20 protein-coding genes, 3 tRNA genes and 1 pseudogene are annotated in these 22,408 nt (G+C 38.6%); 16 read left to right on the top strand and 8 right to left on the bottom strand.

What is annotated here, in order from left to right; genetic code table 11:
- The 4 genes and pseudogenes from EAL04_RS06665 to hemH all read right to left on the bottom strand — a co-directional run.
- Positions 1 to 293, bottom strand: a pseudogene (locus EAL04_RS06665) (glycosyltransferase family 10 domain-containing protein); the annotation flags it as partial.
- Positions 294 to 394: 101 nt separating this feature from the next.
- A complete protein-coding gene (locus EAL04_RS06660; protein ID WP_120974167.1) occupies positions 395 to 3,205 on the bottom strand; it encodes a cytochrome c biogenesis protein in 2,811 nt (936 codons plus the stop codon).
- Between the two features lie 8 nt (positions 3,206 to 3,213).
- Positions 3,214 to 3,885 carry a SoxW family protein gene (locus tag EAL04_RS06655; RefSeq protein WP_120974165.1) on the bottom strand — a complete coding sequence of 224 codons (672 nt, stop codon included), beginning with the start codon at positions 3,883 to 3,885 and terminating at the stop codon, positions 3,214 to 3,216.
- A gap of 73 nt (positions 3,886 to 3,958) precedes the next feature.
- Positions 3,959 to 4,966 carry a ferrochelatase gene (gene hemH, locus EAL04_RS06650; RefSeq protein ID WP_120974163.1) on the bottom strand — a complete coding sequence of 336 codons (1,008 nt, stop codon included), beginning with the start codon at positions 4,964 to 4,966 and terminating at the stop codon, positions 3,959 to 3,961.
- Between the two features lie 64 nt (positions 4,967 to 5,030).
- On the opposite strand from hemH, the gene EAL04_RS06645 reads away from it, so the two are divergent.
- Both EAL04_RS06645 and EAL04_RS06640 read left to right on the top strand, forming a co-directional pair.
- Complete coding sequence (locus EAL04_RS06645; protein WP_120974161.1) at positions 5,031 to 5,453, top strand: hypothetical protein; 423 nt, start codon at positions 5,031 to 5,033, stop codon at positions 5,451 to 5,453.
- The gene (locus tag EAL04_RS06640; RefSeq protein ID WP_120974159.1) at positions 5,454 to 6,134 is read left to right on the top strand and encodes a 16S rRNA (uracil(1498)-N(3))-methyltransferase; all 681 of its coding nucleotides are present in this window, start codon (positions 5,454 to 5,456) and stop codon (positions 6,132 to 6,134) included.
- Between the two features lie 91 nt (positions 6,135 to 6,225).
- On the opposite strand, the gene EAL04_RS06635 is transcribed toward EAL04_RS06640, so the two are convergent.
- Positions 6,226 to 8,352, bottom strand: a complete 2,127-nt coding sequence (locus EAL04_RS06635) for an outer membrane beta-barrel protein (RefSeq protein ID WP_120974157.1) — start codon at positions 8,350 to 8,352, stop codon at positions 6,226 to 6,228.
- A 158-nt stretch (positions 8,353 to 8,510) separates the two neighbouring features.
- Positions 8,511 to 9,077, bottom strand: a complete 567-nt coding sequence (gene dcd / locus EAL04_RS06630; RefSeq protein WP_000523106.1) for a dCTP deaminase — start codon at positions 9,075 to 9,077, stop codon at positions 8,511 to 8,513.
- A gap of 130 nt (positions 9,078 to 9,207) precedes the next feature.
- Here dcd and accB point away from each other — a divergent pair, with 130 nt between their 5' ends.
- The 6 genes from accB to pseC all read left to right on the top strand — a co-directional run bounded on the left by accB (position 9,208) and on the right by pseC (position 14,482).
- Entirely contained in the window at positions 9,208 to 9,690 is a 483-nt protein-coding gene (gene accB, locus EAL04_RS06625; protein WP_001053794.1) for an acetyl-CoA carboxylase biotin carboxyl carrier protein, read from the top strand.
- A gap of 5 nt (positions 9,691 to 9,695) precedes the next feature.
- Positions 9,696 to 11,063: an acetyl-CoA carboxylase biotin carboxylase subunit gene (locus tag EAL04_RS06620; RefSeq protein ID WP_120974155.1), complete on the top strand. Its 1,368-nt coding sequence runs from the start codon at positions 9,696 to 9,698 to the stop codon at positions 11,061 to 11,063.
- A gap of 92 nt (positions 11,064 to 11,155) precedes the next feature.
- Positions 11,156 to 12,118 (top strand): SAM-dependent methyltransferase, encoded by a 963-nt coding sequence (locus EAL04_RS06615; protein WP_120974153.1) that lies wholly within the window; start codon positions 11,156 to 11,158, stop codon positions 12,116 to 12,118.
- Positions 12,118 to 12,666 (top strand): restriction endonuclease, encoded by a 549-nt coding sequence (locus EAL04_RS06610; protein ID WP_120974151.1) that lies wholly within the window; start codon positions 12,118 to 12,120, stop codon positions 12,664 to 12,666. The genes EAL04_RS06615 and EAL04_RS06610 overlap by 1 nt, the downstream gene beginning before the upstream one ends.
- A gap of 92 nt (positions 12,667 to 12,758) precedes the next feature.
- Entirely contained in the window at positions 12,759 to 13,358 is a 600-nt protein-coding gene (locus EAL04_RS06605; protein ID WP_120909052.1) for a Laminin subunit alpha-2 precursor, read from the top strand.
- Positions 13,355 to 14,482, top strand: a complete 1,128-nt coding sequence (pseC, locus tag EAL04_RS06600; RefSeq protein WP_120974149.1) for a UDP-4-amino-4,6-dideoxy-N-acetyl-beta-L-altrosamine transaminase — start codon at positions 13,355 to 13,357, stop codon at positions 14,480 to 14,482. Before EAL04_RS06605 ends, pseC begins: the two co-directional genes overlap by 4 nt.
- A gap of 36 nt (positions 14,483 to 14,518) precedes the next feature.
- On the opposite strand, the gene EAL04_RS06595 is transcribed toward pseC, so the two are convergent.
- Positions 14,519 to 14,603, bottom strand: a tRNA-Leu gene (locus EAL04_RS06595).
- Between the two features lie 203 nt (positions 14,604 to 14,806).
- Between EAL04_RS06595 and EAL04_RS06590 the strand changes: the two genes are divergently transcribed.
- The 4 genes from EAL04_RS06590 to truA are packed head-to-tail and all read left to right on the top strand — an operon-like array spanning position 14,807 to position 18,248.
- Positions 14,807 to 15,832, top strand: coding sequence for a ribonucleotide-diphosphate reductase subunit beta (locus tag EAL04_RS06590; RefSeq protein ID WP_021173574.1), 1,026 nt, complete (start codon positions 14,807 to 14,809; stop codon positions 15,830 to 15,832).
- A gap of 9 nt (positions 15,833 to 15,841) precedes the next feature.
- Positions 15,842 to 16,471 carry a protein-L-isoaspartate O-methyltransferase gene (gene pcm, locus EAL04_RS06585; RefSeq protein WP_120974147.1) on the top strand — a complete coding sequence of 210 codons (630 nt, stop codon included), beginning with the start codon at positions 15,842 to 15,844 and terminating at the stop codon, positions 16,469 to 16,471.
- A 10-nt stretch (positions 16,472 to 16,481) separates the two neighbouring features.
- Positions 16,482 to 17,519, top strand: coding sequence for an LptF/LptG family permease (locus EAL04_RS06580; RefSeq protein ID WP_120974145.1), 1,038 nt, complete (start codon positions 16,482 to 16,484; stop codon positions 17,517 to 17,519).
- The gene (gene truA / locus EAL04_RS06575) at positions 17,520 to 18,248 is read left to right on the top strand and encodes a tRNA pseudouridine(38-40) synthase TruA (RefSeq protein ID WP_120974143.1); all 729 of its coding nucleotides are present in this window, start codon (positions 17,520 to 17,522) and stop codon (positions 18,246 to 18,248) included. It abuts the gene before it with no gap.
- Here truA and galE read toward each other — a convergent pair.
- Positions 18,242 to 19,276, bottom strand: coding sequence for a UDP-glucose 4-epimerase GalE (galE, locus tag EAL04_RS06570; protein ID WP_120974141.1), 1,035 nt, complete (start codon positions 19,274 to 19,276; stop codon positions 18,242 to 18,244). The genes truA and galE overlap by 7 nt on opposite strands.
- A gap of 114 nt (positions 19,277 to 19,390) precedes the next feature.
- Here galE and EAL04_RS06565 point away from each other — a divergent pair.
- The 4 genes from EAL04_RS06565 to EAL04_RS06550 all read left to right on the top strand — a co-directional run bounded on the left by EAL04_RS06565 (position 19,391) and on the right by EAL04_RS06550 (position 22,295).
- Positions 19,391 to 19,467 (top strand) — tRNA-Ile (locus EAL04_RS06565).
- A 15-nt stretch (positions 19,468 to 19,482) separates the two neighbouring features.
- Positions 19,483 to 19,558 (top strand) — tRNA-Ala (locus EAL04_RS06560).
- Positions 19,559 to 19,989: 431 nt separating this feature from the next.
- Positions 19,990 to 21,525 (top strand): hypothetical protein, encoded by a 1,536-nt coding sequence (locus EAL04_RS06555; protein ID WP_120974139.1) that lies wholly within the window; start codon positions 19,990 to 19,992, stop codon positions 21,523 to 21,525.
- A 17-nt stretch (positions 21,526 to 21,542) separates the two neighbouring features.
- The gene (locus tag EAL04_RS06550) at positions 21,543 to 22,295 is read left to right on the top strand and encodes an SDR family oxidoreductase (protein WP_120974136.1); all 753 of its coding nucleotides are present in this window, start codon (positions 21,543 to 21,545) and stop codon (positions 22,293 to 22,295) included.
- The last annotated feature ends 113 nt before the right edge of the window (positions 22,296 to 22,408 follow it).

Below are 22,408 nucleotides of genomic sequence, written 5' to 3'. Positions count from 1 at the left end.
AGCCTATCATAATACAAAGGCATTCTCAAATAACGATCTCTAAAGTCCAATTCATCAAAGCCTATGGCGTAATCAAAGAGGTTGAAATTAGGGACTTCGTTTTCACCGGTGTAAAACACTCTTTTAGTGTTTTGATAGGATAGGATTTTTCTGGCTGATCCAATAGGACTGCCAAAGACGAGATCGGAGGGTTTGTTAGGGTTTTGGTGGAGGGTGATTTTATAGCGTTGGCTTAAGATGAAATACAGAGCGCTCTTTTTAAATTCTTCAGCGCCTCCCCACCAATTCGCCACAGCGATTTTTAGGGGGGGGGGGGGAGATTTAGAGGTAATTTTTTTTTAATTGGAGCGCTTTCTATAAAGGCGTCTAGTAAGGGTTGGAACATTTTTACCCTTTAAACCAATTTAGGCAAACTCAAATGGCGTTTGAAATACGCCAAGATCACGAGAGCAAAAGGTATCGCTACCAAAAAGTATAAAAAAGTAGGGATCGGCAAGGGATCGCCTGCGGCATAGCTGTGCAAGCCAGAAAGGTAGTAATTCACGCCAAAATAAGTCATTAAAACCGAATAAAACCCTAGCACGCTACTGCTCGCTAAAATAAAGGGCCAATTTTGAGAGCCTAAAAAACGCAAATGCAAGATTAAAGCATAGACGCAAATAGAAATCAACGCCCAAGTTTCTTTAGGGTCCCACCCCCAATAGCGCCCCCAAGATTCATTCGCCCACACCCCGCCTAAGAAATTCCCGGCTGTGAGCATGAACAGGCCTAAAATCATGCTCATTTCATTGATAGCGCTAATGGAGAGGATGGTTTTGTCTAAATTAAAACGCCCTTGTTTGCGCAAGATAAACAAAACCAAACTTAAAATCCCTAGCACAAAACACAAGCCCAAAAAGCCATAACTGGCGGTGATGATAGAGACATGGATATTGAGCCAATAGGATTTTAACACCGGCACTAAAGGGCCGATTTGAGGGTCCATAAAGCCTAAATGAGCCACAAAGAGCGCGGTACCGGCTAAAAAGCTAGAAGCCGATAGCGCGAGTTTGGAGCGTAAAATAAACCCTGCGACAACAGAAGCCCATGCGATATAAAGCATGGACTCATAAGCGTTGCTCCAAGGCGAATGCCCGCTCACATACCAGCGCAAGATTAGCCCCATAGAATGAGCGATCGCGCAAAGCAAGATAGCCATATAAAGGGTTTTAGTGAGCCAAACATTTGGAATCGTGTTTTTAACCAGAGAGCTGATCACAACGATAAAAAGCAACAACCCTAAAAGGATATAAGGCAAGGTCAAGCTGTTAAAAAAATTGGTGTGGTTTAAGAAAATTTCAGAATCCACTTTTGAAGAGGATAAATAGAGGTTTTTGGCATGCTCTTGCTGATAGACGCTTAAATCTTTTAGGGTTTTTTCTACTTTATCCCATTGATTGGTTTTTAAAGCGTCATCAAACCCGCTAAAAATATTTTTTAAAAACTCCGTTGCCACGCTTGAAATTTCTTTATTGGGGCTGTTGATCGCTTCAATGGGCGAGATCCAAGCGGTGGTTTTATCGCTAGGGAAAATGCGTAAAAATTGAGCGCTAAAAAGCGTATAGACTAAGTTGATTCGTTCATCTACTTTTAAGACATCTTTATCCAACTCGTTGCGCGCATTAGGGGATTTTTGATTGACTTCTTCAACCAAATTTTTTAATTTATACCCACGGCTATCAAACACATCTCTAAAAGCGATACGGCTTTCGTCTAAAGGCGTGCCAATAAGCTTCCTTAAGGCTTTATTAGAAGTGTAAATCATTTTAACGCTACGCCAATCATTGGGGAAAAACATGATCCCTAAAAGCACTTGCATGGCGTTTAGCCCTTGAAAATCATCTTTTCTTAAAATCTTATGGATATATTCAATGCTAATAGTATCAAGGGGTTTGATACGCCCGTCAAAATCCTGGACTTGAAGCCTTTGAAAGGCTTTTAAATGGTCTTTGGAATACTCTCTTAAACGCTTCAAACGCTCTAAAATCGCGCTTTTAGAATCTTCTTTATTAGCGGAATTTTCTATTTTTTGTCGCTCAATTTTAGCGCTTTTGCCCCCATGCATGTCAATTTGGCCTTCATTGGCGAACGAAGAAGTAAAAGGGCTGATTAGAATTAAAGCGAGTAAGAAACTAGCGGCTTGTTGGGATTTTAAAAAGCGTGAAAGCTTTAAAAAACGCCCGTTTTTATCCAAAAGCAACCATAAAGCCCCCAAAATAAGCATCGCATACCCTAAATAAGTGGGGATTTTGCCCGGATCTTTATTGACAGAAAGAATCGTGCCTTTTTCATCCATGTCATAAGAAGATTGGAAAAAGCGATAACCTTCATAATCTAAAACATGGTTCATAAAAATCCTATAAGGTTTGATTAAAGTGTTATCCAATTTCAAAACTTCCACTTCTGAAGCGTAAGATGAAGGGCTCATAGAGCCAGCGTAGCGCTCTAATTCAAAACGCTTCAGTTTGATTTGAAAGGGTAATTCAATGTAAGCGGATCCAAAACTTAAAGAGAGCTTGTCGTCTTTAAACATCTCGCTTTCTTCTATGCCTTCATTCCTGTTGTTTTTAATGAGGTTGAATTTGCGGCTCACGCCGTTATAAGTCGCTTTCAACACTAAAATGGTGGCGTCATCTTTTTTAATGGCGTTTTGCTTGTAAATCTCTAAAGGTTCTAAAATCAAAGGCTTGTGATCTAAAGTGGCATGAATGGGTTTTAATCGTTTGGAATAATAAAAAGTTAAAGGCGTTTTTAAAGAAAGTTTTTTTTCGTCGTTTAGGGTGATATTAAGGTAAGTGTCCGCGCTTTCAAAAGAGCTTTGCGCGCTATCTTCTCGCACATGCATAAGCCCTTCCACGCCAAAAAAGCGCGTGATGGCTGCCCCTAAAATGATGAAAATCAAGGAGCTGTGGAAAAAAAGGCTCGCATACCTTTTGCGCTCCAAAGCTTTAGATTTAATGAATGTGCCTATTAAAACCACCAACAAATACGCATGCAAGAAATTAAACCAAGGGGTGTTATACACAATAGCCTTACTCGCGCTCGTGCCATAGTCATTTTCTATAAAAGTGGCTATCGCGCACGCGCAAGCGTAGAGTGCGATTAAAGGGATAGCGACCCAAAAAGAAGCGAATAAAAAATAAATCAAGCTCTTAAGGCTTTTCATTCACTTTCCTAGCTGGATTTGTTTTTAGAAAGATTGGTTTTATACTTGATGTAAGCCTTTAATTTTTTAGTGAGATCCTCATCGTTTTTCGTGTCTTGATACTTCCCATCGCCGATAAATTCTAACACGGCTAAAAATTGTGTGGAGGGCATATAGCCGGGCAATTCATAGATGGTTTTACCGGTTTTATCGGATAAAACAATCGTAGGGGTGGATTGGACGGCATAAATTTGCGCTAATTCTTCTGTGGACATTTTGATTTCTTTTTCATCATTTTTATCCTTATCGCCAACCTTAAAATTATGCTCTTTGGAGTAGCTGATATTGACATAGTAAGCGCTAAAATGCTCTTTAATGTAGTTGCGCAATTCTTTGACATTTTTGAGATCTTTTTTAAACCTTTCGCAATAGGAGCAACCATTACGCCCAAAAACTAAAAGCATGTATTTATCGTTGGGGCTAATAGACTTATTGTCTAAAAAAACATCTTCTAAACCGGCGTAACTCTTTTTGTCTATGTTGTCTCGCTCATCGTTTAATTCTTTGGAGCTTTGAGAGCCAGAGCTTAAAAGATTTTCATCTAACTTTTCTTTATTGTTGGATTTGCAAGCGCTTAAAAATAGCGAAATCAATAACAAAACGCTTAAAAATTTCTTGGAAACATAAGAAAGTGAAAACATGTAATAACCTTTATTGTTTAATAAATTTGAAAACTCGGTATTTTACTATAATAATCGCCTTTTTATGCAAATTTCACTCACTTTTAAGGTTTTTCACTAATTCAATGATAAATTTTGCGAACTCTATGGAATCGTTTAAGCATGGGCAAACCAAATATTCTTTAATTGCCAAGCGCTCTGCCATCAAGCGGTATTGCATGTCTAATTCATAGATCGTTTCAGAATTGTCAATCGTAAAGGCCAAAGGATAGATAATAATATTAGATTTGCGGTGCTTTTCTATCAATTCTTCAGTGCTTGGCTCTAGCCATTTCATAGGCCCTAGCTTGGATTGGTAAGAGAGCAAAACTTCTTTAAAAGGGATATTTTTTTGCTGTATCAATTCTTTTAGCAAACTCACATGGTGTTCGCATTCTTGTTGGTAAGTATCGCCCGCATCAACAATGCTTTTGGGTAAGCCATGGACGGAAAAGATTAAGACAAAATCCTGGCTTTTGTGGTTGTTTAGGGTGCTTAAAATCGTGTTTAAAATGATTTCATTAAGCTTTTTGTCAGCATAAAAGCGCTCTATCACTCGCACTTTGGGGCGGAAAGTTTCTAAAGATTTGAGAGCGTTAAAAGCGTCATTGAAACTAGAAAGGGTGGTGGTGCTAGAATATTGCGGATACATGGAAAAAAACACCAAGCTTTCTACCTCTTTTAAGGCTAAATCTTGCAAAACCATAGACGCATAAGGGGGGGTATAACGCATCGCATAAGTGTAAAAACGAGAAGGATCCAATTCGTTCAAACGCTCTGTAAGGGCGAATGTGATAGGCGTTAAAGGGGATTTGCCTCCTAATTTTTCATAGATTTTTTTGGATTTTTCTATGCGGCTATTGACGATCATTTTACCCACCATTTTACGCATGAAATTATTTTTAATGGTAAGGATAAAGGGGTCATCAAACATGTTTTTTAAAAACACCCCCACTTCATAAAGGCTGTTAGGCCCTCCCATATTCAAAAGAACAACCGCTTCTTTGGGGGATTTTGTGGCGTTATTTTCTAAATTATTAAGCTTTTCATTGATCAAATTCATTAGTGCATGCTAAAATAAAACGATTAATAAAAAATAAATCGTTAGAAAGAAGTTAACGTTAGAGATGAGTTTGCAAGTATTAAATACACAAGATTCTTCTGTGATGGCTCAATCCTTGCTTGTCCATGCTTTTTTTGCTGCTTTGCTTGCCCTAGCCTTTATGATCAATCTTTACACCCTTTTTAAAGAAAAGAATTTTATCCAATTGAACAAAAAAATCTATCTTGTCATGCCAGCGATTTACATTCTTTTAAGCATCGCTCTTTTGAGCGGGATTTTTATTTGGGCGATGCAGCAATTTGAATTTTCTTTTAGCGCTGTTGCCATGCTTTTAGGGCTGTTGTTGATGCTTATAGCAGAAATCAAACGCCATAAAAGCGTGAAATTCGCTATCACTAAAAAAGAAAGGATGGAAGCGTATATCAAAAAGGCTAAAATCCTGTATTTTTTAGAAACGATCCTTATTGTTGTGTTAATGGGCCTTTGAATGCGTTTTGTCTACCACCCTTTAGCCAAAGAGCCTGTTTTAAAAATAGAAGGCGAGAGTTATATCCATTTATACCGCTCAAGGCGTATCAAAAGCGCGAGTCGTTTGGATTTAAGGAATTTAAAAGACGGCTTTTTATACACCTATGAGCATGCAGAAATCACTAAAAAACACGCCCTTTTAAGGCTAGTGGGCGCGCAACCATTAAAAATTATGGCTAATAAAAAAACACATTTGATTTTAAGCGTGATTGAAATCAAAAGCATTGAAAAAATCCTACCCTTTTTAAACCAGTTAGGCGTGAGCAAGTTGAGTTTATTCTATGCGGATTTTAGCCAGCGTAATGAAAAAATAGACAGCGCCAAATTAGAGCGTTTTCAAAAGATTTTGATCCATTCTTGCGAGCAGTGTGGTAGGAGTGCTTTAATGGAATTGGAAGCGTTTCCAAACACTAAAGAGGTATTAAAAGCCTACCCTAAAGCGAGCGTTTTGGATTTTAACGGCGAAACCTTGCCCGCAAGCACGGATTTTGAAAAGGGCGTTATCATAGGGCCTGAAGGGGGCTTTAGCGAACAAGAAAGAGGGTATTTTAAAGAGCGTGAAATTTATCGCATCCCGTTAGATATGGTGCTAAAATCTGAGAGTGCATGCGTGTTTGTGGCGAGTATCGCGCAAGTTTAGGGGGTATCGCAAAAGTTTTAAAAACAAATTTTAAAAACTTAAGATCTTAATTTTTTGCTAAAAAGCTTGAGTTAAAGCCAATTTTTAACCCCTAAAACACCCACCCATAGTTAAAAAACACTTTAAAATGGCTACCCCCCTCATTCAAAACAACAGAGTTCGCATAGATGCCATTATTAGAAGCGATTTTAATACCGCTTTGGATTAAAGGAACGCTAATGCCTATAGAATATTTAGAATGCTTGTAGCGGTAATTAAACCCGATTACTATATCTAAATTACCGCTTCCTTTGACTTGATTGAAAACATAGTAGCTATTGTATAAGCCCCTTAACCCCCCAAACACCCCAAAAGAGGAAGCAAAAACTTTTTTAGTTGGATTGCCTTGCTTTTTATTAGCATAAGTGGTGATGAAATCAAACAACACATCCATTCCCCCACCATAGCTTAATTGCTGGATTTTTTCATCGTTAGCTTTGGCGTAGTTGTATTTGATGATGCCGTAATAGGCTAACCCTATGTAGTCATTGAAATAATGTTGGTAGCCTATTTTAAGATTAACGCCTAATAGGGGGGCTCCAAAGGGCCGTGAGGTTTTTGAAGTGCGATAGGTAGTGGCGCTAGATTTAGTAGATGAAAGGCTTTGACTGATCGCGCTAAGCATAGTGGTCGCAAAATCTTGCGTGTTCAAACTAGCGTTTAAATAGTTGGTTTGGCTGCTCAAATTAGTGTAATCCACCGGTAGGGCGTTTTGATCAATGAGTTGCTGCCAAACAGCACTGGTAACGCCTATAAGCCCGGCGGGGACTTGAGAGCAATCAGTATAGATGGAATTGGGGTAACTGCCCGCTGTATAGACTTGGTGGTTGTCCTTATAAAAAGAACATACATCATAGGTGTAACCATCCTGATCTTTCACTTCTTTCCCATTTGTAAATTTTAGTTCTTCTTTCCCATTGACTAATTCTTCTTTCCCACCCTCACATTCTTGTATAGCTCCGCCGTTTTCTTGACACAAGCGCACTCTTTGATAAGTCATGTTCCCATTATGCGTATAGCCTTTAGTGTGGCTAAATTCATGAATAATGTCTCTTAATTCCACAATATCAACTTTGTTCAAAGTTTTACCAAACAATTTTTCAGGATTTAAGGCAGAAGCTTCTATCCCCAGATTACCATCATTATCATCAAGTTCATACCCTAGCCCTACAAACCCTGATTTTAGGATATTCACTTCAAGATTGATCGTTCTTCTAAACGCATCTATAACGGATTGTGGGGTTAGCACATATTTTTCATAGATGGGAGCGACACGCCCGTTATTGAAAGGATTCACGCACTTAGGAAAGTCAGAGCCGCACTCTGATGAGCTGTTAGAAAATTGGAAAGGGGCGTTTAAAACGGCTTCTTCCCACGATTTAGAGTCAAACACCGCAATCATATCCAACATTAAATTGGTCAATTCTTCTGCGGTTTGTGGGGTGAAATCTGACACACAATCATTGCAATTACCTTTAAAATTGTTGGTATCGGCGTTTTCATAACTCATCGTTACATTGGTCGTGATTTGGCTGAGCTTTTGAAACAAACTTTGCGTGTTAGCATCAGAAAATTGTGTGGCAGTGGCTTGAAGTTGTTGGTAATTAAAGCTATCAACTTGTTCAAATTCTGAATCATTAAACAAGCTTGCAGGCAGAATGATTTGAGAATCTTTAGGGATAGTCTCTATCACGCCTAAATTGATTACCTTGCCTTGAGCGTCTTTAAAACTAAGTTCAACATTGTTTAAATTGTAAGGCAGAAAGTTTTGTATGGTTACGCTCCCATTAACCATATTCGCATACACAGGGCTTTGAGAATAAAAAGTTAAGCCATTTTCTATATTGTCCGTAGTGAATAGTTCGGTTGCTTTTTCTAAAATGGTGCTTTGGGGTATGTAGTATCTCCCATAGACGCTTTGTGGGGTGGCTGTATCGCTTTTGTTTTGTTCTTTGGGTTGCTCTTTAGTTTGGGGGTGGGTTAGGGGGTTTTCATAAGTGTTGCGGGTGTTTTGGGTGTTTTGGGTTGTTGTTTGTTCTTTAGTTTGTGTGCCTTCTAATAACCCGGTTTCAAACCCGGCTTCTATAAAAAAGCCGTCTTTTTGGTTTTTTTGAAAGGCTTCTAAAGGGTTGAAAGCGATTAAAGACAAGCAAATCGTTTTGCTAACGAATCTTAGCATGGTAATTTCCTAAATGGTTTAGCGTTTTGTTCTCAAAGAGTCTGTAACTCAATCAAACTGAATTTTCGTATTATAATACATTTTTGAGAAATTGCGGTATTATTTGTATTTAAAAATAAACAACGCCCAAAGGATAAGCGCTTTTATCTTTCTTTAAATCACTTTAAAATTTTAGGCAAAGTGATGCCCACTTGCCCTTGATACTTACCGCCTCTGTCTTTATAGCTTTGCTCGCACATTTCATCGCCTTGTAAAAACACCACTTGCGCGATCCCCTCATTGGCATAGACTTTAGCCGGTAAATTAGTGGTGTTAGAAATTTCAATCGTAATATAGCCTTCAAATTCCGGCTCAAAAGGCGTAACATTCACAATGATCCCACACCTGGCGTAAGTGCTTTTGCCTAAACAGATCGCTAAAGTGTCTTTAGGCATTTTAAAATACTCTATCGTATGGGCTAGGGCGAACGCGTTAGCGGGCAAGATAAAATACCCTTCTTTACTCGCATCAATTTTAGTTGCGTTGTTAGGGTCAAAGTTTTTAGGGTCAATTAAAGCGTTTTTGTTATCAAAAAGCATGAACTCACTCCCCACTCTAATATCATACCCGTAACTGCTCAAACCATAGCTGATCACATTCTTACCGACTTGCTTTTCGCAAAAAGGGCTAATCATGCCATGCTCTAAACTCATTTTTTTAATCCAAGAATCCGCTTTCAATCCCATACGCACAAAGCCTTTAAAGTTTGTTAATAATTATGTTATTATAACAATAATTTTTTGCTAAAAACGCTTATGGTTAGTAAGATTATGTGTTTGTGGCATATTTTAAAATAATATAAGGAATAGTATCGTTATGAACCTTTCTGAAATTGAAGAGTTGATCAAAGAATTTAAAGCTTCTGATTTAGGGCATTTGAAATTAAAGCATGAGCATTTTGAACTGGTTTTGGATAAAGAATCCGCTTATGCGAAAAAAAATGCGTTAAGTCCCGCTCATTCTCAAGCTTCCATCCAAGCCCCCATTATGGTAGAAGCGAGCATGCCAAGCGCTCAAACCCCTGTGCCTATGGTATGCACCCCTATTGTGGATAAAAAAGAAGATTTCGTGCTTTCGCCTATGGTAGGCACTTTTTATCATGCGCCCTCCCCTGGGGCTGAGCCTTATGTCAAAGCGGGCGATACGCTTAAAAAAGGGCAGATCGTGGGCATTGTAGAAGCGATGAAAATCATGAATGAAATTGAAGTGGAATACCCTTGCAAGGTGGTTTCTGTTGAAGTGGGAGACGCTCAACCGGTAGAATACGGCACGAAACTCATCAAAGTTGAAAAGCTTTAAAATCCATGAATAAAGAAAATAAAAAGATAGAAAAGAAAGAGCTTTCGCGCATTTTGATCGCTAATAGAGGCGAGATCGCTTTAAGAGCGATCCAAACCATTCAAGAAATGGGTAAAGAATCCATAGCCATTTATTCTATCGCTGACAAGGACGCCCACTACCTCAATACGGCTAGCGCAAAAGTGTGTATAGGGGGGGCCAAATCCAGCGAGAGTTACTTGAATATCCCGGCCATTATTAGCGCGGCGGAATTGTTTGAAGCGGATGCGATTTTCCCCGGGTATGGGTTTTTGAGTGAAAATCAGAATTTTGTAGAGATTTGCTCGCACCATTCTTTGGAATTTATTGGCCCGAGCGCGAAGGTCATGGCTTTAATGAGCGATAAATCCAAAGCCAAAAGCGTGATGAAAGAAGCCGGCATGCCTGTGATTGAGGGTAGTGAAGGATTGCTTAAAAGCTATCAAGAAGCTGAAGAAATCGCTGGTAAAATCGGCTACCCTATCATCATTAAAGCGGCTGCTGGTGGGGGCGGGAGGGGGATGCGTGTCGTAGGAGATAAATCCAAATTAAAAAACCTTTATTTAGCCGCAGAAACGGAAGCTTTGAGCGCGTTTGGCGATGGGAGCGTGTATTTAGAAAAGTTCATCAACAAGCCCAAGCACATTGAAGTCCAAATTCTAGCCGATAAGCATGGCAATGTCATTCATGTGGGCGAAAGGGATTGCTCGGTGCAAAGACGCCAGCAAAAACTCATTGAAGAAACCCCAGCGGTGGTTTTAGAAGAAGGCGTGCGTGAGCGTTTGCTAGAAACAGCGATCAAGGCCGCTAAATACATCGGCTATGTGGGGGCGGGGACTTTTGAATTTTTGCTCGATTCTAACATGAAAGATTTTTATTTCATGGAGATGAACACTCGTTTGCAAGTGGAACACACCATTAGCGAAATGGTGAGCGGGTTAAACCTCATTGAGTGGATGATTAAAATCGCTCAAGGCGAAAAATTGCCCAAGCAAGAAAGCTTTTCTCTCAAAGGGCATGCGATAGAATGCCGAATCACTGCAGAAGATCCTAAAAAATTCTACCCAAGCCCGGGTAAAATCACCGAATGGATCGCTCCTGGTGGGGTAAATGTGCGCCTTGATTCGCATGCACATGCTCATTATGTCGTGCCTACGCACTATGATTCTATGATTGGCAAACTCATTGTGTGGGGTGAAAACAGAGAAAGAGCGATCGCTAAGATGAAAAGGGCTTTAAAGGAATTTAAAGTAGAAGGCATTAAAACGACCATTCCTTTCCACCTTGAAATGCTTGAAAATGCGGATTTCAGGCAAGCAAAAATCCACACGAAGTATTTAGAAGAAAATTTTTAAGTTTTAAGGGTTTTTTTAAGCATAGTTTAAGGGTTTTAAGCGATCAGAAAAAGTCAGCATTAAGTTTTATGGTTTTATAGTAAAGTTTTTTCATGCAAACCTTGTTTAAAGAAATTACCCCTAAACGCTATGTCAATGGCAATGAGATGAAAGAAAATTCTAGCAATGTTCTAGATCAGTATTTCACTAAGCCTAGTGTGGCTTTAAAATGCTTTCAAAAAGCTTGTGAAGTTATTAAAAAATACGAAAATCTAGATGACTTTATTTTTTTAGAGCCAAGTGCAGGCGATGGGGTGTTTTATGACTTATTCCCTAAAAATAGACGCATTGGTATAGACATTGAACCTAAAAGAGATGGATTTATTCAATGCGATTTTTTAAATTATCAATTGCCCACACATCAAAAAGTGATTTGCTTGGGCAACCCTCCTTTTGGGCATCGTGGGGTTATGGCGTTAGAATTTATCAACCATGCTAGAAATTGTGATTTTGTGTGTTTTATCTTGCCCATGTTTTTTGAAAGTCAAGGAAAAGGTTCTATTAAATATCGTGTGAAAGGTTTGAATCTGCTTTATAGCGAACGCTTAGAAAAAAATGCGTTTATAGATTTTAAAAATAAAGAAGTGGATGTGCATTGCGTGTTTCAAATTTGGAGCAAAAAGTATCAAAATAAAAAAAGTGAATTTTCTTGGTATAAGAATCGCCATAAAGAACCCTTTAGCGAGTATATCAAGGTTTTCACGGTTTCATTAGCTAAAAACAGAGAATGCGGTAAAGAGTGGATTTTTAATCAAAAAGCGTCTTTTTACATTTCATCAACTTTTTATAAAAGCACACAAATTGTAGAGAATTTTGAGGAAGTTAAGTATCAATCTGGTATTGCTGTGGTATTTACCAGCGCTGACAAGGTTTTAAACGCTAAATTAAAAAAACTATTCAAAGAAATTGATTGGACAAAATACGCAAGTTTAGCGACTAATTCTTGCTATCATTTAGGCAAAAGTCATATTTTTCAAGCCTTATATGATCATTTGGATAGTTTAAGGGATAATTGATGGACTTAGAACAAACTTTTTTAAAAATTATTGAAAAAAAACATAAAGAATTGAATTTAGGGCAAGATTACAACGCTATTTTTTCAAAAATTAGAGATTTTGAAGCCAACGCTATAGGGCAGATTGGTGAAGAGTTTTTAAAAAGTGTGCTTAACGCTATAGATGAAGTGATCAATGATGGCATTATTCATGATGAATACGATATTATGACAAAAAGCGGTGTGTCCTTTGAAGTTAAAACAGCACGAAAAGGCAGAACTAACAACACTTTTCAGTTCAATGGTATAAACCCACGATACAACTATGATTTTTTGATTTGCTTAGGAGTGTGCGAGGACCAATTGCTTTATAGAATTTTTAAAAAAGATGAAATCAACTACATTCATAAAGAAAGAAAATACTTTATGAAACAAAATGAATTTAAAAAGCAACTAGTGCCAATGAATCCTGATAATCAAGTCAATTATAAGCTCACCCTCAATCTTAAAGAACTGAAAGAAATTACAAACCTCATCAAAGAGTTAGAGAGGATTTTAGAGTTAGATTAATATTTTTAGATAGAATTAAGTGGATCAAAATGTTTTTAGGAATAAAGTTTGCTTATCTTATCTTTAAGAAATAAAATGAAGTGGAGGATAGGATGTCTAAGATTTCAAATCATTATAACCCGTCTTTGATGATGAGGGATTACCACACCCAAAGGGTTAGTCCGCACGCAAGAAAAGAAGAAAATAAGGAAATTCAAAATCTTTCAGAGAATGATGAAAAAATCAAATTAGCCAAACAAGCTAAGCAGGATAACCTAGCCATAGGGGATTTAGAAAGCCGTCTCAAAAGCTTAAAAGGCATGGATAAAGACGCTAAAGAGTTGGTGGGGATTTCTAAATCTTACGCTCATAACAATGAAAAAGATCGAAGCGATTTTGAGCATTTTAAAAGCCGTTTGGATAAAGCGATTGATTCTTTCAACCAAAAATCAGGCAATGATAGTTTGAAACTCCCTAGCAATATTGATATTGACGATACGAAGGCTTTGGAGAAATTTTCAAAATCATTAGAAAGTGAGAAAGAAAACATTCAAAACTCTTTGCACCAGTGGAAAAAACAGCTCGCTGAAACGAATCATTTGAACAAGGAATACAACACCTTAGATAAAACAAGACTGAACGCTCAAAAATTCCAAGATGTCCATGACACAAGCAAGATCACCCCATCTCGCTTGCAAGACTTGCTCGCTTGAAAGAGTTTGCTTATAGCGAGCCTTGTTTAGATGAAGAAGATAAAAAGGCTGTTTTAGAGGTTTTAAATTCTAAACAGCTCACGCAAGGCAAACGCTCTCTTTTGTTTGAAGAAGCTTTGTGCGAGTTTTTGGGCGTTAAGCATGCGTTGGTGTTTAACAGTGCGACTTCAGCCCTTTTAACGCTTTATAGGAATTTTAGCGGATTTAGCGCTCATTGTAATGAAATAATCACCACCCCTATAAGCTTTGTAGCGACGGCTAACATGCTCTTAGAAAGCGGCTATACACCCGTATTTGCTGAAGTCAAAAACGATGGCAACATAGATGAATTAGCCCTAGAAAAGCTCATTACTAAAAAAACCAAAGCCATAGTGAGCGTGGATTATGCCGGTAAAAGCGTAGAAATAGAAAGCATTCAAAAGCTTTGCAAAAAACATTCTTTGAGTTTTCTTTCTGACAGCTCGCATGCTTTAGGGAGCGAGTATCACAACAAAAAAGTAGGAGGCTTTGCGTTAGCAAGCGTGTTTAGTTTCCATGCCATTAAGCCTATCACTACGGCTGAGGGGGGAGCGGTCGTTACTAACGATAGCGAATTGCATGAAAAAATGAAATTGTTTCGCTCTCATGGCATGCTCAAAAAAGATTTTTTTGAAGGCGAAGTCAAAAGCGTAGGGTATAATTTCCGCTTGAATGAAATCCAAAGCGCTTTGGGTTTGAGCCAGCTTAAAAAAGCCCCCCTTTTAATGCAAAAAAGAGAAGAAGTCGCTCTAACCTATGATAGGATTTTTAAAGATAACCCTTATTTCACCCCTTTACACCCCTTGTTAAAACACAAAAGCTCTAACCACCTTTATCCTATTTTAATGCACCAAAAATTTTTTACATGCAAAAAACTCATTTTAGAAAATCTGCACAAGCGTGGCATTTTAGCCCAAGTGCATTACAAGCCCATTTACCAGTACCAATTGTATCAACAACTCTTCAACACAGCCCCATTAAAAAGCGTGCAGGATTTTTATAACGCTGAAATTTCCTTGCCTTGTCATGCGAATTTGAATTTAGAGAGCGTTCAAAATATCGCTCATAGCGTTTTAAAAACTTTTGAGGATCTTAAGATAGAATGAGTTTCATTTAGGGCTTCAAATCTTAATCATTAAGAATGGTGCGGAAGAAAGGAATCGAACCTTCATGCCTTGCGGCGCTAGATCCTAAGTCTAGTGCGTCTACCAATTTCGCCACTTCCGCACACCGCACGCCATCGCATGCACATACATAAGAGTAGAAAATAAAGAAGCAGTATTCTAGCTTTTTAATCCTTTAAAAATACTGAAAAATTGAAGTTTTTTAAAATTTGGAGTTTTTTTTGGCTTTTAGGGGGTTTTAAATTCTTTTAAGGTATTCTAACGAGACTATATCATTAGATAGTTTTAAGGAAATTAAGGAACACAATGGAAGTTTCACGCAAGAAAATTTACAACCCCGATTCTACAGAAAGTGTGAATGAAAGAAAGATTTTTGGGGGCAATCCTACAAGCATGTTTGATTTGAATAAAATCAAGTATCAATGGGCGGATCATTTGTGGAAAACGATGCTCGCTAACACCTGGTTTGCTGAAGAAGTGAGCATGAACGATGACAAAAGAGATTATTTGAAATTAAGCGCAGAAGAAAAGATCGGCTATGACAGAGCTTTAGCGCAACTCATTTTTATGGATAGCTTGCAAACCAATAATTTAATTGACAATGTCAATCCCTTTATTACCAGTCCTGAAATCAATTTGTGTTTGGTGCGCCAAGCTTATGAAGAAGCCTTACACAGCCATGCGTATGCGGTGATGGTAGAAAGCATAAGCGCGAATACTGAAGAAATTTATGACATGTGGCGTAACGATATGCAATTAAAAAGCAAGAACGACTATATCGCGCAAGTGTATATGGAATTAGCCAAAAACCCCACAGAAGAAAACATCCTCAAAGCGCTTTTTGCGAACCAAATTTTAGAGGGGATTTATTTTTATAGCGGGTTTAGCTATTTTTACACGCTGGCTAGGAGCGGTAAAATGCTAGGCTCAGCGCAAATGATCCGTTTTATCCAAAGAGATGAGGTAACGCATTTGATTTTATTCCAAAACATGATCAACGCTTTAAGGAATGAAAGAGCGGATCTATTCACGCCACAATTGATTAATGAGGTCATAGAGATGTTTAAAAAAGCGGTAGAAATTGAAGCCTCATGGGGGGATTATATCACGCAAGGCAAGATTTTAGGGCTAACTTCAAGCTTGATTGAGCAATACATCCAGTTTTTAGCGGATAGCCGTTTGAGTAAGGTGGGTATCGCTAAAGTTTATGGCGTCCAACACCCTATTAAATGGGTAGAGAGCTTTTCAAGCTTCAATGAGCAACGCTCCAATTTCTTTGAAGCTAGGGTGAGCAATTACGCCAAAGGGAGCGTGAGTTTTGATGATTTTTAAGGGGTTTGTTTGAATAGTATCAAAAACCATTTGATGTGTGAAGAAATCCATAAGCGTTTCAATTTACACCCCAAAGTGAGGAAAGCTATGGAGAGCATTGAAAGGGAGGTTTTTGTGCCAGCCCCTTTCAAGCATTTTGCCTACACTTTAAACGCGCTTTCTATGCAAGCGCAACAATACATTTCTTCGCCCCTAACCGTGGCCAAAATGACGCAATATTTAGAAATCGATCATGTGGACAGCGTGCTAGAAATTGGCTGCGGGAGCGGCTATCAAGCGGCAGTGCTGTCTCAAATTTTCAGGCGCGTTTTCAGCATTGAAAGGATTGAAAGCCTGTATATAGAAGCGCGTTTGCGCCTTAAAACTCTCGGTTTAGACAACGTTCATGTCAAATTCGCTGATGGGAATAAGGGCTGGGATCAATACGCCCCCTACGATAGGATTTTGTTCTCTGCTTGCGCTAAAAATATCCCGCAAGCGCTTATTGATCAGCTTGAAGAAGGCGGGATATTAGTTGCGCCCATTCAAGAAAACAACGAGCAAGTGATCAAACGCTTTGTGAAGCAAAATAACGCCTTGCGCGTCCAAAAAGTGCTAGAAAAATGCTCGTTTGTGCCTGTCATAGATGGGGTGCAATAAAGATTAAGGCATGATTAAACACTATCTTTTCATGGCGGTTTCGCAGGTTTTTTTCTCTTTCTTTTTAGTGCTGTTTTTTATCTCTTCTATCGTGCTATTAATCAGTATCGCAAGCGTAACGCTCGTGATTAAAGTGAGCTTTTTAGATTTGGTGCAACTCTTTTTGTATTCCTTACCAGGAACCATTTTTTTTATTTTGCCGATCACTTTTTTTGCGGCTTGCGCTTTGGGGCTTTCAAGGCTTAGCTATGACCATGAATTGTTAGTGTTTTTCTCTTTAGGGGTTTCGCCCAAAACAATGACTAAAGCGTTTGTGCCTTTAAGTCTGTTAGTGAGTGCGATTTTATTGGTGTTTTCGCTCATTTTAATCCCCACTTCTAAGAGCGCTTATTACGGGTTTTTGCGTCAAAAAAAAGACAAGATTGATATTAACATCAGAGCCGGTGAATTCGGGCAAAAATTAGGCGATTGGCTCGTGTATGTGGATAAGGCTGAGAACAATTCCTATGATAATTTAGTGCTTTTTTCTAATAAAAGCCTCTCTCAAGAAAGCTTCATTCTAGCCCAAAAAGGCAATATCAACAATCAAAACGGCGTGTTTGAATTGAATTTGTATAACGGGCATGCGTATTTCACTCAAGGCGATAAAATGCGTAAAGTTGATTTTGAAGAATTGCATTTGCGCAACAAGCTCAAGTCTTTCAATTCTAATGATGCGGCTTATTTGCAAGGCACGGATTATTTAGGTTATTGGAAAAAAGCCTTTGGTAAAAACGCTAATAAAAATCAAAAACGCCGTCTTTCTCAAGCGATTTTAGTTTCCTTGTTCCCTTTAGCGAGCGTGTTTTTAATCCCCTTATTTGGCATCGCCAACCCACGATTCAAAACGAATTGGAGTTATTTTTATGTCCTTGGAGCGGTTGGGGTTTATTTTTTAATGGTGCATGTGATTTCTACGGATTTGTTTTTGATGACCTTTTTCTTCCCCTTTATTTGGGCGTTTGGCTCTTATTTGTTGTTTAGAAAATTCATTTTAAAGCGTTATTAAATGCGTTGTTTTAAGGCTACTATCGCTTATGATGGGGCGTATTTTTTAGGCTATGCCAAACAGCCTAACAAACTCGGCGTTCAGGATAAAATAGAGAGCGCTTTAAACGCGCTAGGGATTAAAAGCGGCGTAATTGCGGCTGGGCGCACGGACAAAGGCGTGCATGCGAACAACCAAGCGCTGTCTTTTCACGCTCCAAAACACTGGAATGCCGCTAAATTATTTTATTATCTAGCCCCCAAACTCGCCCCGCACATTGTCTTAAAAAAACTAGAAGAAAAAAACTTCCATGCGCGTTTTGACGCTCAAAAAAGAGCGTATCGTTACCTTTTGACGAAGAATTTAAAAACGCCTTTTTTAGCGCCCTATATCGCTTGTGGGGATTATGGCTCACTAGATGCGTTAAATACCGCTTTAAAGCAATTCACAGGCAAGCATGATTTTTCCATGTTTAAAAAAGAAGGCGGGGCTACAACCAATCCTAATCGCATCATTTTTAACGCTTTTGCTTATACAGCCTTTATCATGGGGCATGAGTGCGTGGTGTTTAAAATCATTGGCGATGCGTTTTTACGCTCTAGTGTGCGTTTGATCATTCAAGCGTGCGTTCAATATTCCTTAGAAAAAATCACGCTCGCTGAAATTCAAGCACAAATCCATAACCTCAAAGCCACTATAAGAACGCCCATAATGGCTAATGGCTTGTATTTGCACAGGGTGTATTATTGAAATTTCAAAAGGTGTTCTTCCCAATCTAGAGCGCTTTTGATAATGGTGTCTAGGTTGTTATAAAGGGGTTTGAAAGGGGTGTTTTGTAGGATTTTAGCGTTATTGGCAATAAGGCTTGCTGGATCGCCCTGTCGTTTGTCTAAAATTTCCACTAAAAAATCGTTGTTTGAGATTTCTTTAACCTTTTCTATCACTTCTTTCACGCTATGGCCTTGATTGTAGCCGACATTATAGATCTCGCTCTTATTTTTTTCTAAAAGAGTGTGATAGCTCGCTAAATGCGCGTTAGCCAAATCATCTACATGGATATAATCCCTAATGCAAGTGCCATCTCTAGTGGGGTAGTTAGTGCCAAAAATCCCCATTTTCTTCCTTTTCCCCACCGCGCATTCGCATGCGATTTTGATCAAATGCGTGGCGTTAAGCGTGCGTTGCCCTAGCGTGTAAGGCGTGGTATAATCATTGTGCATGCATGCCCCAGCCACATTGAAATAGCGCAAGATAACGCAATTGAAATCCGCCACTTTAGAAGCGTCTAACAAAATCCTTTCGCTCATCATTTTAGACGCTCCATAAGGATTAATGGGGTTTAAGGGGCTTTCTTCATTCAAGCTTGAACCAGACTCGCCATAAACCACGGCCGTAGAAGAAAAAATAAAACGCTTGATTGCATGTTTTAAACAAAGTTTGACAAGCTCTAAAGTGTTGAGCGTGTTGTTGGTGTAGTATTCTAAAGGCAAGCGCATGGATTCTTCTACTGAGATTTTAGCCCCAAAGTGCAAGACAGCTTCAATGGGATCTTTTAGCTGTTGCTTATTCAAAAAGGCGTCTAATTTGTGGGTTTCATTCAAATTCGCTTGAATAAACACAACCCTATTAGGGTAGTAACGCTCTAACGCTTTGAGGTGCTCTAAAAAACCGGTGCTTAAGTCATCTACAATAATGATATTTTCTTTGGTTTTTTCTAAAAACGCCCTTGCGGTATGCGAGCCTATATACCCGCACGCTCCTGTGAATAATAATGCCATAAAAACCCCTTTTGAAATGAAAAAATAACAACTATTATAACATCTTAATCCCATTTATCATTTAAGGATTTCTTAAGAAAATTTAATCTATAATTTCATCTTTATTGACTTTAAGGGCTTATAGCTCAGGTGGTTAGAGCGCACCCCTGATAAGGGTGAGGTCGGAGGTTCAACTCCTCCTAAGCCCACCATTTTTTACAATCTTTGGGGAATTAGCTCAGCTGGGAGAGTGCCTGCTTTGCACGCAGGAGGTCAGCGGTTCGATCCCGCTATTCTCCACCATGTTTTCTCCTTAAATTTTTTCTTTTTATCAGTCGTGTCTTTGGTTGAGAAATCCTAAACGATTGGATCGTCTTTGTTTAACGCCGCAAATCTTTTAACTCAAAGCTCCTTAATGAAAGATTAAATTAAATTGAGATTTTTTGTTTGCTTTGTTCTTTAAATGGCGCAAAATCTCTTTTGCTTTGTAGTCTTTCGCTTTCTATCTTTAGCGGCTTTATCGGCTTATATTTGTTCTAAGGGGCTTAAAATTTTAGGGCTTTGGGTTTTTCAATAATTTTAAGCGTGTTGTTACTAAATTGTGGGTTTTGAGCACTTAATTCTTTCTTTATCAGCTCAATTCAAGCCTTTCGTTAGAGCGTGGAAAAAATGTTAGAAACCCTTACAAAACAAGCTAATATATTCTATTCAATTTATTTCAAGGACAAACAAACATGAAAAAATTTCTTTATACCCTACTCGCGCTTCTTTTAATCGGCCTTTTAACAACCTATCTTATCCTTTTTACAGAATGGGGGAATAAAATCATCGCTTCGTATATAGAGAAAAAAATCAACCCGAACGAACGCTACTTGAGCGTTAAAACCTTTAAATTGAGATTCAACTCTTTGGATTTCAAAGCTCAAGCTAACGATGATTCCACGCTCATTCTTAAGGGGGATTTCTCGCTTTTAAAGCAAAGCGTAAATTTGAATTACTATATAGATATTAAAAATTTACACTCTTTTAAGGATTTGATACCCTACCCTTTAAGGGGGGCTATTATGACTTCTGGGAACATTAAAGGGCATAGAAAAGCCCTTGTAGTTCAAGGCGTCTCTAATGCGGCTCAATCCCACACTGCCTACAACGCCCTTTTAGATGATTTCAAGCTTTCTCATTTAAGCTTGAACGCACAAGACGCCAATTTAGAAGATTTGCTTTATTTAATCAACCGCCCCGCTTATGCGAACGCAAAAGTGTCCTTACAAGCGGATTTTAACTCTCTAAAGCCCTTAGAAGGGCATTTGATCCTAACAGCTAATAACGCTTTAATCAATAACGCTTTAATGAATCAAATTTTTCATTTAAACCTTAAAGACACGCTCGTTTTCAACCTCTCGCATTCAAGCGATTTTAAAGAAAACAAAGCCATCAGCGATACCACCCTAACTAGCCCTTTAGTTAATTTCACAGCCCTAAAAAGCGAATATCTTTTCTCTGTTTTAAAACTCAACGCCCCCTACACTTTAGAAATACCCAACCTAGCCAAACTCCAAAACATTACCAACCACCCCTTAAAAGGGAGCTTGACTTTAAACGGCGATATAGAACAAAGCCCCAAACTCTTAAAAGTCAGCGGCCATTCAAATTTACTAGACGGCGCGCTAGACTTCACGCTTTTAAATAAAGATTTGAAAGCCCGTTTTTCCAATATTTCCACTTTAAAAGCCTTAGAATTATTCCATTACCCTAAATTTTTCCAATCCATTGCAGACGCTAACTTGGATTATGACCTTATCTCTAAGCAAGGCGTATTGAAAGCCCGCCTAAAAAACGCAAGATTCCTCAAAAATGCATTCAGCGATTTCCTCTACTCCATTTCTCAATTTGATATTACTAAAGAAATCTATAACGATGCCAATCTAGTAAGCCAAATCAACCAGCAACGCCTGCTCTCTGATTTGAGTTTAAAAAGCCCCAAAACCCAATTGAAAATCCATAACGGCTTGTTGGATTTAAACACCAAGCAAATGGACATGCTCATGGATGCGGAAATCTTAAAATTCATTTTTAAAATGAAACTTCAAGGCAACATGCACCAACCAAAATTTTCCCTCATTTTAAATGAGAAAGCCATTCAGCAAAACTTGCAACAAGGCTTGAAAGAAATCCTTAAAAACGACACCCTTAAAAAAGGTTTAGACCATTTGCTTAAAGATGATAAGCTCAAAGAAAAGCTTGAAAAAGGGCTTAAGGGGCTTTTTTAAAATTTTAAAGGACAGAAATGGCACACATTTTAGTTAGCGGGGCGACTTCAGGGTTTGGGCTAGAAATCGCTAAAGCGTTTTTACAAAAAAACCATGTGGTTTTTGGCACAGGGAGGCGAAAAGAGAATTTACAAAAATTGCAACTCGCTTATCCCAAGCGTTTCATTCCCTTGTGTTTTGATCTTAGAAACAAGCTTGAAACTAAGCGAGCACTAGAGGCTATTTTTTCCATGACGGATCGCATTGACGCTTTAATCAATAACGCCGGCTTAGCGCTAGGCTTGAACAAGGCTTATGAATGCGAGTTAGACGACTGGGAAATCATGATAGACACGAACATCAAGGGGCTGTTGTATCTCACTCGTTTGATCTTGCCCTCTATGATAGAGCATGACCAAGGGACCATCATCAATCTTGGCTCTATCGCTGGCACTTACCCCTATCCTGGAGGGAATGTCTATGGAGCGAGCAAGGCGTTTGTGAAACAATTTTCTTTAAATTTGCGAGCGGATTTGGCTGGCACTAACATTAGAGTGAGTAATGTTGAACCTGGTTTGTGCGGCGAAACCGAATTCAGCATGGTGCGTTTTAAAGGCGATAAAATCAAAGCCCAATCCGTCTATGAAAACACCCTTTACCTCAAACCACAAGATATTGCTAACATTGTGCTATGGATTTATGAACAACCCTCGCATGTCAATATCAACCGCATGGAAATCATGCCCACAAGCCAAACTTTCGCTCCCCTACCCACCCATAAAAACCCTTAATGGGGTTTAAAATAAAGGCTTTGTTTTGGTTAAATACTTAAGGCTTTTTTAAACTTTAACAACTCTTTAAGTTTTAAAAAAAGGGGGATTTTAGTTGTTTTATTTTAAACTCA

Origin of the sequence: Helicobacter pylori, assembly GCF_003638305.1 — a bacterium.
GTDB classification, from domain to species: Bacteria; Campylobacterota; Campylobacteria; order Campylobacterales; family Helicobacteraceae; genus Helicobacter; species Helicobacter pylori_DJ.
The sequence above is the reverse complement of the archived record's forward strand: the minus strand, read 5'-3'. Positions and strand labels throughout refer to the sequence as shown.

Bases quoted from the DNA above. Each gene is read 5' to 3' on its own strand.
- EAL04_RS06640 (WP_120974159.1), top strand. From the start codon at position 5,454: ATGCGTTTTGTCTACCACCCTTTAGCCAAAGAGCCTGTTTTAAAAATA.
- EAL04_RS06635 (WP_120974157.1), bottom strand. From the start codon at position 8,352: ATGCTAAGATTCGTTAGCAAAACGATTTGCTTGTCTTTAATCGCTTTC.
- hemH (WP_120974163.1), bottom strand. From the start codon at position 4,966: ATGAATTTGATCAATGAAAAGCTTAATAATTTAGAAAATAACGCCACA.
- EAL04_RS06555 (WP_120974139.1), top strand. From the start codon at position 19,990: ATGAAAAAATTTCTTTATACCCTACTCGCGCTTCTTTTAATCGGCCTT.
- truA (WP_120974143.1), top strand. From the start codon at position 17,520: ATGCGTTGTTTTAAGGCTACTATCGCTTATGATGGGGCGTATTTTTTA.
- dcd (WP_000523106.1), bottom strand. From the start codon at position 9,077: ATGGGATTGAAAGCGGATTCTTGGATTAAAAAAATGAGTTTAGAGCAT.
- EAL04_RS06605 (WP_120909052.1), top strand. From the start codon at position 12,759: ATGTCTAAGATTTCAAATCATTATAACCCGTCTTTGATGATGAGGGAT.
- EAL04_RS06580 (WP_120974145.1), top strand. From the start codon at position 16,482: ATGATTAAACACTATCTTTTCATGGCGGTTTCGCAGGTTTTTTTCTCT.
- EAL04_RS06615 (WP_120974153.1), top strand. From the start codon at position 11,156: ATGCAAACCTTGTTTAAAGAAATTACCCCTAAACGCTATGTCAATGGC.
- EAL04_RS06655 (WP_120974165.1), bottom strand. From the start codon at position 3,885: ATGTTTTCACTTTCTTATGTTTCCAAGAAATTTTTAAGCGTTTTGTTA.
- EAL04_RS06590 (WP_021173574.1), top strand. From the start codon at position 14,807: ATGGAAGTTTCACGCAAGAAAATTTACAACCCCGATTCTACAGAAAGT.
- EAL04_RS06660 (WP_120974167.1), bottom strand. From the start codon at position 3,205: ATGAAAAGCCTTAAGAGCTTGATTTATTTTTTATTCGCTTCTTTTTGG.
- EAL04_RS06550 (WP_120974136.1), top strand. From the start codon at position 21,543: ATGGCACACATTTTAGTTAGCGGGGCGACTTCAGGGTTTGGGCTAGAA.
- EAL04_RS06610 (WP_120974151.1), top strand. From the start codon at position 12,118: ATGGACTTAGAACAAACTTTTTTAAAAATTATTGAAAAAAAACATAAA.
- accB (WP_001053794.1), top strand. From the start codon at position 9,208: ATGAACCTTTCTGAAATTGAAGAGTTGATCAAAGAATTTAAAGCTTCT.
- EAL04_RS06645 (WP_120974161.1), top strand. From the start codon at position 5,031: ATGAGTTTGCAAGTATTAAATACACAAGATTCTTCTGTGATGGCTCAA.
- galE (WP_120974141.1), bottom strand. From the start codon at position 19,276: ATGGCATTATTATTCACAGGAGCGTGCGGGTATATAGGCTCGCATACC.
- EAL04_RS06620 (WP_120974155.1), top strand. From the start codon at position 9,696: ATGAATAAAGAAAATAAAAAGATAGAAAAGAAAGAGCTTTCGCGCATT.